The sequence below is a fragment of the Fervidobacterium gondwanense DSM 13020 genome (assembly GCF_900143265.1).
GTDB classification, from domain to species: domain Bacteria; phylum Thermotogota; class Thermotogae; order Thermotogales; family Fervidobacteriaceae; genus Fervidobacterium; species Fervidobacterium gondwanense.
In genome coordinates this window covers 235,359-251,150 of sequence record NZ_FRDJ01000001.1, presented here as the reverse complement: position 1 = coordinate 251,150, position 15,792 = coordinate 235,359, and the positions used below count along the sequence as shown (strand labels likewise).

Sequence of the window (15,792 nt, the reverse complement as noted above, 5' to 3'; positions counted from 1 at the left end):
GTAGTGAAAGAAGGATTTGAAAAGAGAGCTTGTAAAGGAGTCTCACTAAGATTTTCCTACGTTATTTTTGTGTCATTGCTGATACTTGTTTCACTCGCAAATCTCAACTTCGCACTTGATATTTCGAAGGCAGCAGAGATTTACAAGTCGTACCTTTCAGTTAGTTCTGATTATTACAAAGAAACCTCTTCTTTGGTGAATTTAGATCTACCTCTCTACAGGTTCTTCAAAATATATTTCGTAGGTTCCAAAGAAAAGACCGAAACAACGAAAAAGACAGGAGATTACTTGGAAGCTTTGAAACCATTCGAAAATGCATCTTCAGATGAGGAAAAGTTAGCAAAAGCGATGTTTCTTGCCTACTGGGAAGCAAAACTTAACAACAGAAAGTTTGATAGTGAATTGATAAAGAGTTCCCCAATTTTCAACGACTTCTTTAATGATTATCAATTCAGAATAGTTGGAGCTTTTGGAAATTACGCGCAGGATCTTTCAGCGTACTTGTTTGGTGCGGATATTAATTTAGAACATATTCCTGAGGAACTCCAAAAATTGAGAAAGAACGTAATCGGCGATTACGTTTATACTCCAGTCTACAATGGTGAAGAAGAGGAAGTTATAGCTTTACTTATCAAAGAACCAGAAGTAATTAAGAGCATTTCAGAGATAATAACCGAGGCTCAGCAAAATTCAGAACAGTTTGACCCGGAAACACTGATAATGCGAACACGTGGAACAATTTTTAGAAGCACATTTGGTTTGATAGCTGGTCTGAAAAATGAGATTGCGAAAGAATTTGTTCGCCTAACACCTGTCAAGGCTAATTATCTCTGGCTTAGATGGGTTGCATACATTATATTATTCTTGGTTTGGTACTTTGGATTCAAGAACGTAAAAATTCCTCTCTTATTAATGATTTCAGCTGAAACTGTATACATAGGAACGTTCTTCAGCATTCAGTCGACAGTCGATGGAATGATATATGGAATTGTACTTGCCATTGCCATATTTTTCTCTCTCTTCTATTTCTTAGTCAAGAAGGAATACGTATATTTTGTTTTTTCCCTCGCTCTTGGTGTTGTTCTTTTCATTCCATCGTTTGCAACAAGAGATTTATTGATGCAAGAACAATTTGAAAACTCGCCATTTTACCGAAGTTTAATTGAAGATATCTTCAAAGATGACCTTTCTGTTATAAAAATAAGACTCAAAGATTATAATACGATTGTAAACGAATCTGTATCGAAGTTCAGTACGCTGTTAAGCGATTTGGAAATAGACACTTTTGACCTCCCAGAAGAATTGTTCGTACCAGAGAATTTTGAAAAAAGGATTCAATATGCAAAAAGTATAGGAGCGGATGAAAAGGATCACAAAAAGGAAATCGAAGACTTCATATACTTCGAATCGAAGAGATTTTCCAAAGTGCAGAAACTTTTAAGAGCTTTCGAAAAAGATTTTGCAAAATTCGCATCAGTTGGCTCTGATGGTTTCAGAAATTACATCATAGATTTCATCGAGTCGAATTTCCAAAGTTCGCACGCAAAGATGTTGGTTGACACTGTTGCGAAAACAAAGAAGTCCTCGTACGTGCTGCTTCCTACTTACAAAGTCTTTTATGGCTTATCCGCTTCAATACTCTTGGCTTTGGCACTATTCTTAACAGCACTCAAAAGGGAGGAAGCTTTCGTACCACTTATAGGCTCTGTAGCAGTTTCTCTGCTAACGTTGTTAAAGACACAAACAGTATTTATCCAAGTTGGTGTACCATCGATAAGTATGTATGTTAATTGGTTAGTTCCATACATTCTTGCAGTGTCATTAGGTTTCGGTATTTACTGGCTGTACAAAAACCACATCCTAAGGAGGAGGGAGAGAGTATGAAGAAACTTTTGGTTTTCGCACTTTTGGCAGTTGTTCTGACACTTGGATTCTCATTCAAAGCTATTATGGTTACTGACACGGGCGGACTTGGCGACAAGTCTTTCAACGACGGCACGTGGGCCGGTATCGAAAGGGCAGCGAAAGAACTCAAGGTTGAATCAAAGGTTATCATGTCCCAAGAACAGTCAGACTACATACCAAACCTTACAAAAGCAGCGGAAGAAGTTATGAAAGAAAAAGATGGTGGTATAGTATTCGCAGTTGGATTCATGATGACAGATGCACTCATGAAAGTAGCACAACAGTATCCAACAGTATACTTTGCGGGAATCGATATAGCGTTTGATAAAGAACTTCCAAACGTTATCAACTTCCTCTTCAAAGAACAAGAATCAGCGTTCTTAGTTGGATACATAGCAGCTGCGATGACAAGAACAGGAAAAGTAGGTTTCATAGGCGGTATTGCTATTCCTCCAGTTGAAAGATTCAGATACGGTTACGAAGCAGGTATAAAGGCTTACACAGATCTCAAAGGAAAGAAAATAACTATTTTAAGAGGTTACACAAATGAATTCAGCGATCCAAAGAAGGGTAAAGACCTCGCTGTTTCACAATTCTCACAAGGTGCTGACATAATTTTTGCAGCAGCTGGAGCTTGCGGTAATGGTGTTATCGAAGCAGCAAAGGAAAGATCAGAAAAACTCGCAGGTAAAGGCTTAGAAAACATAAAGAAATATGCATTGGCAGGTAAATCTCTTTACTACGCAATCGGTGTTGACGTTGACCAAGACTACATGGCACCAGGAGTTGTTCTTACAAGCGCGATGAAGGGTGTTGACATGGCAGGATACTACGGTGTCAAGTGGGCATTCACAGGCCAGTTCAAAGGTGGAGTTAAGAATCTCGGCCTTAAGGAACAAGGCGTAAGGATGTCAGAAATGAAATACACAAAGGAAATTGTTGATAAACTTGCACCAAATGTATTAAAAGAACTCGATTACCTGAAGCAGCTCATTATAGAAGGTAAAGTAGTAGTTCCAGATTCAGAAGATGCGCTCAAGGCATTTACAGTAAAGGGCGTAAAGCTTCCAAAATAATCTTCGTGTTTTTAAAGCTTGACGAGTTTTGATCTTCCGGGGGCGGGATGCCCCCGTTTTGATAAGTCAGTTGCCAGATTGTAAGCTGGCTTGTCAAAGCGGAAAAGCGGATATGTTTATAACGATTTGGAGGTGGACGTATAGTGAACGAAGTTGTCGGAGAAGTCACGAAAGATGTTAGGCACCACGAAGAGTACGCTGTTGAAATGGTTGAGATAACGAAACGCTTCCCTGGTGTTTTGGCAAATGACAGGGTAACCGTTAGGATTAAGAAAGGCGAGATACACGCTATCGTCGGCGAAAACGGTGCAGGTAAAAGTACATTGATGAACCAGCTTTATGGGTTGTACCATCCAGATAGCGGAGAGATACGCATACACGGTCAGAAAAAGGTCTTCACTGGTCCACGTGACGCGATTAAGGCAGGAATCGGAATGGTACATCAGCACTTCATGCTTGTCAACACTCTAACTGTTGCAGAAAACGTTGTTTTGGGTAATGAACCGGTTAAAGGACTGAACTTTGACTTGAAAAAAGCTCGTCAAGAAGTCAAAGAATTGTCCGAAAAGTACGGCTTGTACGTCGATGTCGATGCCAAAATAGAAGATATACCAGTTGGAATGCAGCAGAGAGTTGAAATCATAAAAACGCTTTACAGAGGTGCGAATATAATAATTTTGGACGAACCAACAGCTGTTTTAACACCTCAAGAAGTTGAAGAACTCTTTGTCATAATGAGAAATCTGCAAAGCAGTGGAAAGACTATACTTTTCATTTCTCACAAATTAAACGAGGTTATGGAAATAAGTGATAGAATAACTGTTATGCGCGGTGGTCGAGTTACTGGTGAATTAATAACAAAAGAGACGAACGAAAGAGAAATTGCGCGTGCAATGGTTGGCCGAGATGTTGTTTTAAAACTTGACAAGGCGCCGCATAAGCCGAAAGACGTCGTGTTTGAAGTAAAAGATCTGTGGGTCAAAGATAACAGGCATCTGGATGCTGTAAGGGGTGTATCGTTCCAAGTCAGAAGAGGCGAGGTAGTTGGCATAGCGGGTGTTGCTGGAAATGGTCAGACCGAGCTGGTTGAAGCTATTACAGGGCTTCGTAAAGCAGAAAAAGGTCAGACAATTTTCGAAGGTATTGAAGTAACAAATAAACATCCGAAGATACTTAGAGAGATGGGAATGACACATATCGCTGAAGATAGATTGAAACACGCCTTAATTAAGCCTTTCCCAGCTTACTATAATGTTGTCCTCGGAAGACATTACAAAAGACCATTTGCTAATGGTGCTTTCTTGAATCATAAGGAAATTAAGAGATATACAGCAGAGCTGATGGAAGAGTTCGACGTTCGTCCGAGGATTATAGAGCACCTGGGCGGGAACTTTTCTGGAGGAAACCAACAGAAATTAGTTGTTGGAAGGGAAATAAAAGCGGGTCCAAAATTCATGGTCGTTGCTCAACCTACAAGAGGTTTGGATGTTGGAGCGATCGAATTTATACATAGGCAAATTTTAAGGATGCGTGAGCAAGACGTTGGCATACTGCTTATATCTATGGAACTTGAAGAGATATTCTCACTAAGTGATAGAATCCTTGTGATGTATGAAGGGCAGATTATGGGTGAAGTGAAACCAGAAGAAACAACGATAGAAGAGGTTGGTTTAATGATGGCTGGTAAGAAACTCGAAGAAATCAGAGGTGGTAAGAGATGAAGGAGCAAATGAAGAAATTGCTACAGAGTATCGCAGTGCCAGTAACAGCTGTTTTGATAGCATTGCTCATCTCTGCATTTGTTATTCTTGCAATTGGAAAGAACCCAATCCAAGCATACGGTGCACTTTTGCACGGTGCGTTTGGAAACCAGCAAGCTATAATAGATACCTTAATAAAAACAACACCATTGATCCTTACGGGTCTTGCTGTCGGTTTTGGATTTAGAGCGGGTGTCTTTAACATAGGTGCGGAAGGTCAGATGGCGATGGGCGCACTCATGGCTGCAACATTCGCAAGCAATTTTGGTGGACTACCACCAGCAGTTGCAATACCACTAACTATGCTGATAGGCATGGGCGCGGGCGCAGGTTGGGCTGCCATAGCGGGATACTTGAAAGCAAAAACGGGTGCGCATGAAGTTGTCACAACAATAATGCTCAACTGGACAACTACGTACATTGCTTCCTTCATGGTCACTGGTCCGCTTGCAACCGGTTCTGGAACACCCAAAAGCCCCGAGATATCGACTTCGGCGCAGTTGCCAATCTTGATGAGAGTTGGAGCGTTGGAACTCAGCGCAGGAATACTAATATCTATTGCAGCAGCTGTCTTCATGTATGTCTTTCTAAATAAAACAACGATTGGTTATGAAATAAAAGCCGTCGGTTTCAATCCTTACGCCGCTGAATACGGTGGAATAAGCATTGCAAAAAACGTAGTGCTTGCAATGGCGATAAGCGGAGCGTTAGCTGGTCTTGCTGGCGTTACTGAACTGATGGGCGTTCATCACAGGTTCCTCGGTGAATTGTCCGGTGGGAAAGGATTTGACGGTATCAGTATTGCGCTGATTGGTCAAAACAACCCAATTGGTATAATCTTTGCTGCGCTTTTGATTGGAGCACTGAGAACAGGTAGTAATGAGATGCAATTCATGGGTGTTTCTAAATATATAGTCATAATCGTCCAGGCTATCGTTATATTCCTTGTTGCAGCTGATAGAATAGTGAAAGCAATATATGCAAGAAAGAAGGTGAAAGCATGAGAACACTGACAGCGATACTTTCCATATTCATAAATCCACTTTTTTACAAAATTGCGCTCACTACTGCTACACCACTTATCTTCGCCTCACTCGGAGGAGTTTTCAGTGAAATAACCGGTGTTGTAAATATAGCACTTGAGGGAATAATTCTGATGGGGGCATTCACATCGGTTGTTTTTACATACCTTACGGGTAATGTATGGTTTGGTGTATTAATGGCAGTAGTAAGTGGTATCTTAATAGCTCTACTCCATGCGTGGGGTAGTATAAAGTGGGCTGGTAACCAAGTTGTCCTCGGCACGTCGATAATACTCCTTTCGCAAGGTTTGACAGGCTTCTTGATGGAGCCAATATTTGGACAACCGGGACAAACTGATTTTGTTGGAAAGATAGACGAACTGACAATACCCGGGCTTGTTAAAGTTCCATTCATAGGTGAGATAATAGGTGAAATTAGTCCATTCGTGTACATCGCTTTTGCATGTGTGTTCTTCGGCTGGTGGCTCATATACAAAACAAAACTTGGACTTAGAATGAGGTCAGTTGGTGAGAACCCGGAAGCGGCGGACACATTGGGTGTTAATGTTTACGCCATCAGATACTTTGGTGTTATAATGAGTGGTGTATTTGCATCTTTGGCTGGTGCATATCTAAGCGTTGGTGAAATTGGGCAGTTCAAAGAACTGATGTCAGGCGGAAGAGGATTCATCGGATTGGCTGCTATGATTATAGGAAAATGGAATCCTGTAGGTGCTATGTTTGCAAGCCTATTCTTCGGACTATTCGGCGCTTTATCGAACCAACTCCAGAGCTTGCAAGAAATAACTGTTGCATCTAACGTTAAATCGCTTTTCGACACGATTCCTTTCATACTAACTATCATCGTTGTCGCAGGATTTGTTGGCAAATCTAGAGCCCCGGCAGCTGATGGTGTACCGTACGAAAAATGATGTTAGTTCTCGAGGTGAGCCTTGGTGCTCAAGAAAACAAGTGTCAAAACTTCAAAACGTGTTGAGTTCATTGAGATAACAAATGAAGTGAGAAAATTTGTCAGTGAAAGTGGCATTCGGGAAGGTATAGTTGTAATTTATGTTCCGCACACTACGTGTGGTGTTACGGTGAACGAACATGCAGATCCTTCGGTTGTAGGTGATATGATTAGACATTTGGGAAAACTTATTCCAGAGGATGCAGGATACAGCCATTTAGAAGGGAATTCCGATGCTCACATCAAGACTTCAATCATTGGAAGCAGCTTAACTTTGATAATCAGCGGCGGAAATTTAGTATTGGGAACTTGGCAAGGTGTTTTTCTTTGCGAGTTCGATGGACCAAGGACAAGGGACGTATATATGAAAATCATAGCGGGATGAAAGAGTATGAATTTGTTCATCACAGGACTTCCGGGCAGTGGCAAGAGTACGATAGTAAAAATATTGAGAGATGATTTTGGCTACAACGTGATAGAGGTTGAAAAAATACTCGAAGTTGAAACGGGTAAAGATTTTTATACGCTATTGAGATTATATGGTATAAATCAAGTTTCGAAAATGGAACGAAGAATAATTGACAGATTTGCAAAAACTTGTGATAAAATACTTGTAGGCTGTGGAATGTTGCATGATGTGGAGTTTGAGGAATTTCTAAAAATCTACTTGAAAGTTCCGAAGGACAAGTTTATCCAAAGGATGAGGAAGTATATTAAGTTTCAGCATCTTGAAGAGCATTATTTGCAATTTCACCATTACTATAGCAAGAATTCAGAACTGGTAATATCCATTGAGCACAAAACAAAATACGAAATTGCGATGATTATAGCCGATTTTTTCAAGAAAAATATACTACATCATCAAAATACTTGATTTTTTCAGATGTTTTGTGGTATAATTCAAACAGATTAGTATTTAACACACTCTTGATTTTCTGATGCTGAAAGTGCTATTATATACTTGATTTTTACACCACCATGTGAAGGAGGGGGATTATATGAACAAAAAGACACTTGTTAACGCGGTAGCGGAAAAGACACAACTCAAGAAGAAAGACGTAAAACTTGTTATCGACACTCTCTTTGAGACCATTACAGCAGCTCTCGAAAAGGGAGAAAAAGTACAACTTGTAGACTTTGGTACATTTGAAGTCAAGAAGATGGAAGGAAGAACAGGCGTTAACCCAAGAACAAAAGCAAAGATTAAGATTCCTTCAAGAAAGGTTCCAAAATTCAGACCTGGAAAAGTTCTCAAGGCAAAGGTAAACAAATAAGAAGAGCAAACCGAAAATTAGGAACCGGGGCTCAAGGCCCCGGTTTTTGTTTTCTCTGTTGTCTTATTCCATTCTAAGTCTCAAAATTCAAATCATTTGCAAGTTCAACAAGCTTCTCGTACAGTTCCTCTGAGAATTTCCCTTTCTTAACATCTTCACCAATTACTCTTAAGACATCCGATAAAGTCCAAGCTTCTTTATAGGTTCTTTTTGTCGAGAGTGCGTCGAATACATCTGCAATTCCAATTATTCTTCCGAATAAAGAGATTTCGCCGTCTCTTTTTCCGTAAGGATACCCACTACCGTCCAATCTTTCATGATGTTCCAGGGCACCGTTCATTATATCTCTGTCGACGTATTTAATCTGAGAGAGAATCTCAGCACCGTATACTGTGTGATTCTTGATAGTTTGGTACTCCTCATCCGTTAATTTTCCAGGTTTTAGAAGTATGCTGTCTGGGATTCCAATTTTTCCAACATCATGCAAGATAGCTGAGAATTCAAGCTTTTCCAGGAGTTGTTGGCTCAAATTCATCTTTCTACCAAGTTCTACAGAATAACGGGCTACATTCCTTGAATGTTGATGGGTATAATTGTCCCTCTTATCTATTGCGGTTGCAATTGCTAAAAGCACTTTTTTAAATGCGTCTGAGAACTTTTCATACTGCCAAGTACTAAGTAATTTTCTACCGATCAGTTTTGCAAATAGTTCTACAATTTCAGCATCGTCTTTGTCAAATCCTCCTGATTTATTGAGTACTTCAATAACACCGATTTTCTCATTTTCGACCCAAATTGGTGAACCAACGATGTTTTCTGTTTTGAACTTAGCCGCTTTGTCAACACCTTTAAAATGGATTGGATTTTTCTCAAGATCGTTAAAAATCAAAACTTTTCCTTCCGTGAATATCTTACCAGCTATAGACTCCATAGGTACTGGGATACTTTCTATTTTTCCACTTGCCTTACCGACGGTTACCAGAAATCTGAGGTGGTCCTGCTCATACATCAATATCGATGCTGCGTCGGCATTAAGAATGTTGCAGATTTCACTCTGAATGTCCTTTAGTAGTTCATTCAGCCTCAGATTACTATTTAGCTTTGCTGCAATGTACACAACTTGGTCACGTAAATTTGCCGGATTCACGTATACACCTTGTTTTATAAGATTTGCAAGTTTTTTCAAGAACTTGTCAGAATAACCTTCAAGAACATAGAACTCTATGTTCTCAATGCTGAGCTTGATCTTTGAAGGTCTGCCGAACAAATTCCCTTCATACAAATATCCGCTCAGCCAAGTTGGTGATTCTACAATCCTTTTCTGAGAAATATTCAAACTTAGCACGCTCCTTTTAAATTACGACTGAACTACCAATTTAATTACCAGCTCGACTCACTTCCAATATAAACGCTTTGGATCCATTGAGTTCCATCCCAAGTGTACACCATGCCAGCGACAAGATTCTGTTCCATAACAGGATATGTAATTCTCAAGAAGCATATCGTATCGTTATCAAGAACTGTGTTGTTTGAAAATGGCGTTGAGTCGAAATAATAACCGTAGATGAACAATCCTGCTAATGCTCCTATCTGTGGTATAACCACTCTTATTTCTCCAAGAGCATTCATATCTCCTTCGAAGTTTCCGTACAGGTATAACCTACCGGTTGCTATATCGGTGTAAAGGCTGGTTCCGATCAAGAAACCGAATGAGATTTCTTCACTTTCAAGAGTAGGTAACTCATTCTTAAGCTTTTGAACGGTGTATATTCTTCCGAAATGGAAAGGTCTGAAGCCGTTCCATGTTCCAAACGCACCTGCTATTACATCAAAAACCGCGATTTTACCGCTCAAGCCTACGAATGCTCCTAAACCATACTTGGACATATCTTCTAAGAATTGCCCACCTACTTCAGCACCGAGATAGAAGTTGCTCATGAGAGGATAGCGTACGAAACCAGAAAGCGAGAGATTGACTGGTGTCGCATTTCCGAGAGTATTTGTTGTGGATACTTCCGTGTCATACAGAGCACCAATTCCGAGATCCATACCAGCAAAAACTGATTTCAGCTCGAATTCACCTGCAAAGACTGAGTCGGACTGAACAACTTCTGGGAACCAAATCTTTGTGATTTCATATGGTAAGTGGAGATACAATCGCACATTTCCAAAGCCGAGTCTCGTATCGATCGATTTAGCATATGGTTTGAAGTAATCCCTAACTGAAAATCCCATTCCTAAGGATATAGGCGGCATATTACCATACCTCAGATAGAAGTTTCCGAGGTTTAAGGCAACATGATTGATAGTAATCATGTTGATGATATTTGTGCTCGGCTCTGTGGAAGGAACACCGTAATACAACGTACCGCCAACTTCTGTCGCATAAGCTGTCAAGCCTACACCTAACGTAACAGGACCAATGGTAAATTCAGGCGAAATAGAGTACACGATATACTTTTGATTATCCTTCTGGGCTGTTTCAACGCCAAGTGGTGGTATGAATGCCTTTGGTTGGCTTGGTTGCTGAGGTGTTGGTTCTTGCTCAGGTTTTGGCTTTTCCGGTTCAGTTGGCTTCTCAGGTTCAACTTCTATCTCCTCGAACATCTTTTCTAAATCTGGCAATTTTTCTTTTAAAGGTTCAAACTCAGCAGCATCGAATAACTGTGATACATCTTCAACAAGTTCCATACCAAGTTCGTATGCTAAGGATTGACCTTCAAAGACAGGTATGACAAAATTCTCTCCAAAGAACGCAAACACTTCGCCTTCCCAAACCTTTACAACAGGTTTATCATCGAAACTCTCAACACCGAAAGTTGTACCGCGCACCCCAGCAGTAACGCTTCCCGCTCTGACCTCAAATGAAGAACCTGCAACCATCTTTTGAACAACGTTGTACGTGCCACCTTTTTGTATAACGATCGAAACAAGTATCTTTCCATCCTTGGATCTTCTCAGCTTTTCAAAAAGTACCTGCGTGTTTTCTGTGATCTTTGTCATTGAGCCGTCAGGGAATTTGACTATAATATATGATTTTTCAAGTGTTAAAACTTCGTCTCCTTCTTGAAGCAGCGTATCTTTCTTAATGGACTCCCATGCCTTCTTCCCGACTTTTTTAACGGCAACACTACCCCTGAATGAGTCGATAGATGCTTTCATCTCTTCTGAGAATTCGCTCTCGTCCTTTTCAGTGACTTTTATGACTATTTCTTGAGTGAAAACTTCTTTCTGAGGAGTTTCTGCTGTGAAAGTAACCTTTACTTCAGCCACTTTCTTTGGGGCCAGGAAGTTGAGCGTTATTTTTCCGTTAACTGCTAAGCCTTTTGTCAAGACTTCTGGCTTATCAAAACCACCTAGCGAAACTTTCGCTTTTAGGGAGAAACTGAGGGGTTTGTTGTCCTTATCTGTCAGCTCAATGCTGATAGGCAGCTTCCCACCCATAACGACACTCTCAGATGATGACACAACCTTAAATTCAGCAAAGGCGATAATTGTTACCATAACAAAAAGAGTTGTTAGCAACCGTAATAAACTTTTGAACATCATAACATCACCTCCAATAAGGTTATTGTCGCAATTATGGTAAATACATAATTAAGTAAGTTAAACATAGATCTCTTCTTGTATATCAAGAATCCGCATAGCAATGCATAGATTAAGAAAGACCATACAGAGATGAAATAAGTTATTGGTGCGACCATCCTCATGAAATATCCGATGTAGTCTCTCTTGTAAGTACCGTTTCTTGCTATCAGATGAGATAGAATTCCGATAAAATATGCATTGAAAATCATGATCGCACCTACAGTAACCACAGTGCGAGGTAAAAATGGGACTACTTTGTCGAAAAATGGGGCAACAGATAACAAAGATAATAAATGAAACAACTGGTCTATGAGGTAATACTTCCAAGAATTACAAAAGGCTGTTTTACAGTGAAACTTTATCAAATCGATAAGGAAATGTATTCCAGAAAGCATGGCAATAGCCAAAAAGTGTTTAATACCAAATCCTTCCCCAAAAACAAAGACTAATTGTGACAAAAAGAGCAGTCCAATATGTATCCCAAGCACTTTAATATCCTTTGACTTTTTGGCCGCTATATATCCTGTTTGAAGCACATAATCGCCAAAAAGATGTCCAAGAAAAAGATAAGGAAAAATGTCGATAACACTCAATCTGAATCACTCCTCAAATATTATCCTAAAGTATTCATCAGGGTACTTCCCTTTCATTTCTTCCTTATGCTTTCCTAACAACACAACATTCTCTGCGAAACCTACAATTAAAGCCAGTTTGGGTATTTCAGTCCCTCTTAATTTACTTAGCCCACTCCCATCTACGAAATCGTGATGGTATAAACAAGCTTCGATTATGAAATTCGGAGCGTCCATATCCTTCAGAATCTCATATCCGTACTGTACGTGTTTCAAAAACTCTTCGTAATCTCCGTCTCGCACAGCACCAGATTTTATCCTGTCAAAGAGTTCGTCTTTCAAGCCCACGAATCCTACATTGATAGTTCTAAGTGCAAGCTTCGCCTCTTCAAGGTTGACATTTTCAACAACAGATAACTTTGAAACTATTTCTTCCATAAGTTTTAAGTCACTTTCTTCCAACTTAACACGTTTGTTTAACGTAACAAACATAGTATCAAGTGCACTTCTCAAAAGGTTCTCCAACCTGTGACTTATAATCATCCCCTCAACAATTGAAACAAAAGAATCATAGAAAGCTAAGAATCCAAGCGCCTCTTCTAGAGAAAAATCTCCTTTTATTATTGTACTTCCGAGAGTACCGGAATTTTTACTTACTATCGGAACAACAAGTTGTTGCTTATTCATCCTGAACTCGTGCAATTCCTCATCGTATTCCATGGTTACGTTCTTATTGAATTTCTCCCTGAAAAAAGTACTTACCTTTATTGGAATTTCTTCAAGTGAAACAGCGGTCAGAAGATTATGCGTTAAGTCAAAAATACTCTCTGCTATCTTCAGTTCGTAAACAATAGCCATCTCATAAACATCATCTTGCGATGGTAACTGACCGTATATATAGAAATTTCCAGTAGAATCTACTTCACATATAGTACCGTCAAAATCTATAGAAATTCCTTTCAAGCTATCCTACCCCCATTCGAAATTTCAGACATCTTTATCTTCCGTCGATGCGGAGATCTTATCTTCGCTCTGAACAGTTGATTTTTCACCCAACAACTTATATAGCTTTAACTTATCGCTCTTTCCTTTCACAGAATATTCTCCAAGATACTCAAACTCAAATTCTTTTGACCTTTTCATTACCTCTTCTGACACTATAACTTCAGCGTCAAGTTCTCTTGTGAGATGCTCAATCCTTGAGGCAGTATTGACAGTATCGCCAATACAAGTGTAATCCATTCTAAATGGCGCACCTATATTTCCTACAATTGCTGGTCCGAAGTGAATTCCTATTCCACTGTCGAGGTTATAGCCATACTCCTTATTAAGTTCTTTGAGCCCTTTTCGCATATCTAATGCGCACCTTAACGCTCTCTCTATATCGTTTTCGTATGAAACAGGGGCACCGAAAATCGCCATTATCGCGTCTCCGATAAATTTATCGATCGTTCCGTCGTACTTATAACGTATAATTTCGCTCATCTTTGTAAGGTAAACATTTAAAAATGAAACAACCTCTTCAGGTGAAAGCTTTTCCGAACGGCTTGTGAACCCTTTAATATCAGAAAAAAGCACAACGACTTCTTTTGTCTCTCCACCAAGTTTTAGCTCGCCGGAGCTTAGTAGATTATCCGCCACCCTATCAGGCACGTATCTATAAAGGAATTCTCGCATCCTTCGTTTTTCAGCATTTTCAGCAAGGAAGTCTCCTAAGACTTTTGTTGAGCCAATGACAACTAATCCTAAAATAGGGTAGAATGTTGTCACATAAATGTGCCTTAAGAATAGCACGTACGATACTGTCAGATAAACGACTGGTAAGAACACCAAAATCGTGTTAAACACCTTGCTCCTATAGCGCATAAGCGGTGTAATTCCGACCATTATAATCACAACCAGCAATGCATTGTAAAAAGGTGTTAGGCTCTTAACAAAATCACCGCTTATCATATTTTCTATCGCTGTAGCGTGGACATAAACTCCAGCTTCTTCGCTTGAAAACGGTGTTATTCTTAGATCGTAAAGCCCCTTAGCTGTTGCGGTGTAACCTACAAGCACGACTTTGTCTTTGAAAGTTCCCTTTTCATATTTTCCATTTAAAGCATCGTAAAATGGTACTTCTTTAAAGATCTTTGGTCCTTTCCCGTAATACCATAAATGCATGTATCCTGAGTTATCAAACGGAATCTTTTGTGAATCCATTTCAATAACCTTCTTAGAAAAATCCAAAAGTAGATCACTTGGCGATATACCGAAATACAAAGCAGCGGCAATAACATTCATGTGTGGCAATATTCCGGAAGAAACGCCATTCTCGACTGCCCATTCTTCTATCACAAGCAAAGGAATTCTTCTCACAACACCATCCGCATCCAAGCTTCCAATTTCGTAAGTTGCGCTGTATGCTGAGACTGAAAAAGGTTCATATATAGGCCTAATCTTGTAAACTTTGAATGGTTTCAAAAGTGCGAGTTCTTTGAAATTTTTCATTTTGTATGCATAATCGAGGTACGATACGTTCTCCTCGATTATTTTCCTGAGATTTTCGTTATAAAGAAAGTAAGTCTGCTTTTCGTTAATCAGGTATGTTCCGAGCACAACATTTCCATACATCAAAAGAGTGCTTGCAAAATAGCTATCCCCTTCCTCTTCATTTGGTTCTGTGAACGATACGTCGAAGGCAACTACCTTCGCACCATCCTCGAAAACCTTCTCAAGGAGTCTTCCATAAACTTCCCGATTCCAGGGCCAAGTATCGCCTTCCACTTCCAACGTGCTCAAAGAATACTCATCTATACCAACTATAACAACATGCGGGTTGATTCTGATCTCACCGCGTAATTTATAAAAAATGTCCATAATCTTCAAATCGGGCACATTAGTAAACTCAAGCCTGAACATTATAGCCCAAACCATAAAGACTGTGAGAAATATGGTAAGGATATGAATCTTTTTCATCTTCGCCTCCAATATCTTTTATTATAGGCTTCAAAAGTTATGTTCCTATTCTACCACCAAAGTAAGAATAAAATTCCATAAATTTCAAAATGCTTGTTGATATTCAAAAAGTGCATTCAGTCGTGTATAATTATAATTAACAAATGTATTCTACGTATTTAGACTGCGTTTAATTTGAAAACGTTTAAAACTAAGCAAAGATACATACAAATAACAAGATGGGGGTGTTTTTGTGAAGTCATACACAGAATATCTCTGGTTCAACACATCCAAAAAGCGAGAACTCGTTCAAATCACCGATAAAATAGAAGAAATTGTCAAAAAAAGTGGCATCAAAGAAGGCTTTTGCCTCGTTTCAGCAATGCATATAACGGCGGGTATCATCGTTAACGACAACGAGTCAGGTCTACACCAAGACATATGGGAGTGGCTCGAAAAACTCGCACCAGCTGGAAATTACAGACATCATTGGACGGGGGAAACGAATGGAGATGCTCATTTAAAAAGAATCCTAACGCATCATCAGGTGCTCTTGCCTGTTACGGACGGAAAACTTGACCTCGGACCTTGGGAGGAGATATTCTACGCTGAGTACGATGGGCAGAGGAGAAAAAGGGTTGTGGTGAAGGTAATAGGTGAATGATAAGCGATTTAATTTGCTGGA

14 protein-coding genes are annotated in these 15,792 nt (G+C 39.7%); 9 read left to right on the top strand and 5 right to left on the bottom strand.

Translation table 11 applies throughout. From position 1 onward, the window contains the following. The first annotated feature begins 3 nt into the window (after positions 1 to 3). From BUA11_RS01120 to BUA11_RS01085, 8 genes are all read left to right on the top strand, one after another. Complete coding sequence (locus BUA11_RS01120) at positions 4 to 1,884, top strand: hypothetical protein (protein WP_072757423.1); 1,881 nt, start codon at positions 4 to 6, stop codon at positions 1,882 to 1,884. Further along, positions 1,881 to 2,981, top strand: coding sequence for a BMP family lipoprotein (locus BUA11_RS01115; RefSeq protein WP_072757421.1), 1,101 nt, complete (start codon positions 1,881 to 1,883; stop codon positions 2,979 to 2,981). The genes BUA11_RS01120 and BUA11_RS01115 overlap by 4 nt, the downstream gene beginning before the upstream one ends. A 206-nt stretch (positions 2,982 to 3,187) precedes the next feature. Beyond that, on the top strand, positions 3,188 to 4,702 hold the full coding sequence (locus tag BUA11_RS01110) for an ABC transporter ATP-binding protein (RefSeq protein ID WP_072757863.1): 1,515 nt from the start codon (positions 3,188 to 3,190) through the stop codon (positions 4,700 to 4,702). Positions 4,703 to 4,710: 8 nt separating this feature from the next. Then, on the top strand, positions 4,711 to 5,745 hold the full coding sequence (locus BUA11_RS01105; protein ID WP_072757861.1) for an ABC transporter permease: 1,035 nt from the start codon (positions 4,711 to 4,713) through the stop codon (positions 5,743 to 5,745). Continuing rightward, positions 5,742 to 6,695: an ABC transporter permease gene (locus tag BUA11_RS01100; RefSeq protein ID WP_072757419.1), complete on the top strand. Its 954-nt coding sequence runs from the start codon at positions 5,742 to 5,744 to the stop codon at positions 6,693 to 6,695. The genes BUA11_RS01105 and BUA11_RS01100 overlap by 4 nt, the downstream gene beginning before the upstream one ends. Before the next feature lie 24 nt (positions 6,696 to 6,719). After that, entirely contained in the window at positions 6,720 to 7,118 is a 399-nt protein-coding gene (locus BUA11_RS01095) for a secondary thiamine-phosphate synthase enzyme YjbQ (protein WP_072757417.1), read from the top strand. 6 nt (positions 7,119 to 7,124) lie between these two features. Next, positions 7,125 to 7,607 (top strand): shikimate kinase, encoded by a 483-nt coding sequence (locus tag BUA11_RS01090; protein WP_072757415.1) that lies wholly within the window; start codon positions 7,125 to 7,127, stop codon positions 7,605 to 7,607. Positions 7,608 to 7,713: 106 nt separating this feature from the next. Continuing rightward, positions 7,714 to 8,007 (top strand): HU family DNA-binding protein, encoded by a 294-nt coding sequence (locus BUA11_RS01085; RefSeq protein WP_281246558.1) that lies wholly within the window; start codon positions 7,714 to 7,716, stop codon positions 8,005 to 8,007. Positions 8,008 to 8,080: 73 nt separating this feature from the next. Here BUA11_RS01085 and BUA11_RS01080 read toward each other — a convergent pair whose 3' ends face one another. Genes BUA11_RS01080 through BUA11_RS01060 form a run of 5 tightly spaced genes read right to left on the bottom strand, consistent with a single transcriptional unit; the run spans position 8,081 to position 15,128 of the window. Then, a complete protein-coding gene (locus BUA11_RS01080; protein WP_072757411.1) occupies positions 8,081 to 9,343 on the bottom strand; it encodes an HD domain-containing phosphohydrolase in 1,263 nt (420 codons plus the stop codon). 44 nt (positions 9,344 to 9,387) lie between these two features. After that, complete coding sequence (locus BUA11_RS01075; RefSeq protein ID WP_245789419.1) at positions 9,388 to 11,556, bottom strand: FecR family protein; 2,169 nt, start codon at positions 11,554 to 11,556, stop codon at positions 9,388 to 9,390. After that, complete coding sequence (locus BUA11_RS01070; protein ID WP_084634288.1) at positions 11,553 to 12,188, bottom strand: DUF3307 domain-containing protein; 636 nt, start codon at positions 12,186 to 12,188, stop codon at positions 11,553 to 11,555. Before BUA11_RS01070 ends, BUA11_RS01075 begins: the two co-directional genes overlap by 4 nt. A gap of 6 nt (positions 12,189 to 12,194) precedes the next feature. Continuing rightward, positions 12,195 to 13,130, bottom strand: coding sequence for an HD domain-containing phosphohydrolase (locus BUA11_RS01065; RefSeq protein ID WP_084634287.1), 936 nt, complete (start codon positions 13,128 to 13,130; stop codon positions 12,195 to 12,197). Between the two features lie 24 nt (positions 13,131 to 13,154). Beyond that, positions 13,155 to 15,128: a CHASE2 domain-containing protein gene (locus tag BUA11_RS01060; protein ID WP_072757409.1), complete on the bottom strand. Its 1,974-nt coding sequence runs from the start codon at positions 15,126 to 15,128 to the stop codon at positions 13,155 to 13,157. A gap of 232 nt (positions 15,129 to 15,360) precedes the next feature. Between BUA11_RS01060 and BUA11_RS01055 the strand changes: the two genes are divergently transcribed. Then, positions 15,361 to 15,771 carry a secondary thiamine-phosphate synthase enzyme YjbQ gene (locus tag BUA11_RS01055; RefSeq protein ID WP_072757407.1) on the top strand — a complete coding sequence of 137 codons (411 nt, stop codon included), beginning with the start codon at positions 15,361 to 15,363 and terminating at the stop codon, positions 15,769 to 15,771. Positions 15,772 to 15,792 lie beyond the last annotated feature (21 nt).

Bases quoted from the DNA above. Each gene is read 5' to 3' on its own strand.
- BUA11_RS01115 (WP_072757421.1), top strand. From the start codon at position 1,881: ATGAAGAAACTTTTGGTTTTCGCACTTTTGGCAGTTGTTCTGACACTT.
- BUA11_RS01105 (WP_072757861.1), top strand. From the start codon at position 4,711: ATGAAGAAATTGCTACAGAGTATCGCAGTGCCAGTAACAGCTGTTTTG.
- BUA11_RS01060 (WP_072757409.1), bottom strand. From the start codon at position 15,128: ATGAAAAAGATTCATATCCTTACCATATTTCTCACAGTCTTTATGGTT.
- BUA11_RS01110 (WP_072757863.1), top strand. From the start codon at position 3,188: ATGGTTGAGATAACGAAACGCTTCCCTGGTGTTTTGGCAAATGACAGG.
- BUA11_RS01090 (WP_072757415.1), top strand. From the start codon at position 7,125: ATGAATTTGTTCATCACAGGACTTCCGGGCAGTGGCAAGAGTACGATA.
- BUA11_RS01075 (WP_245789419.1), bottom strand. From the start codon at position 11,556: ATGATGTTCAAAAGTTTATTACGGTTGCTAACAACTCTTTTTGTTATG.
- BUA11_RS01100 (WP_072757419.1), top strand. From the start codon at position 5,742: ATGAGAACACTGACAGCGATACTTTCCATATTCATAAATCCACTTTTT.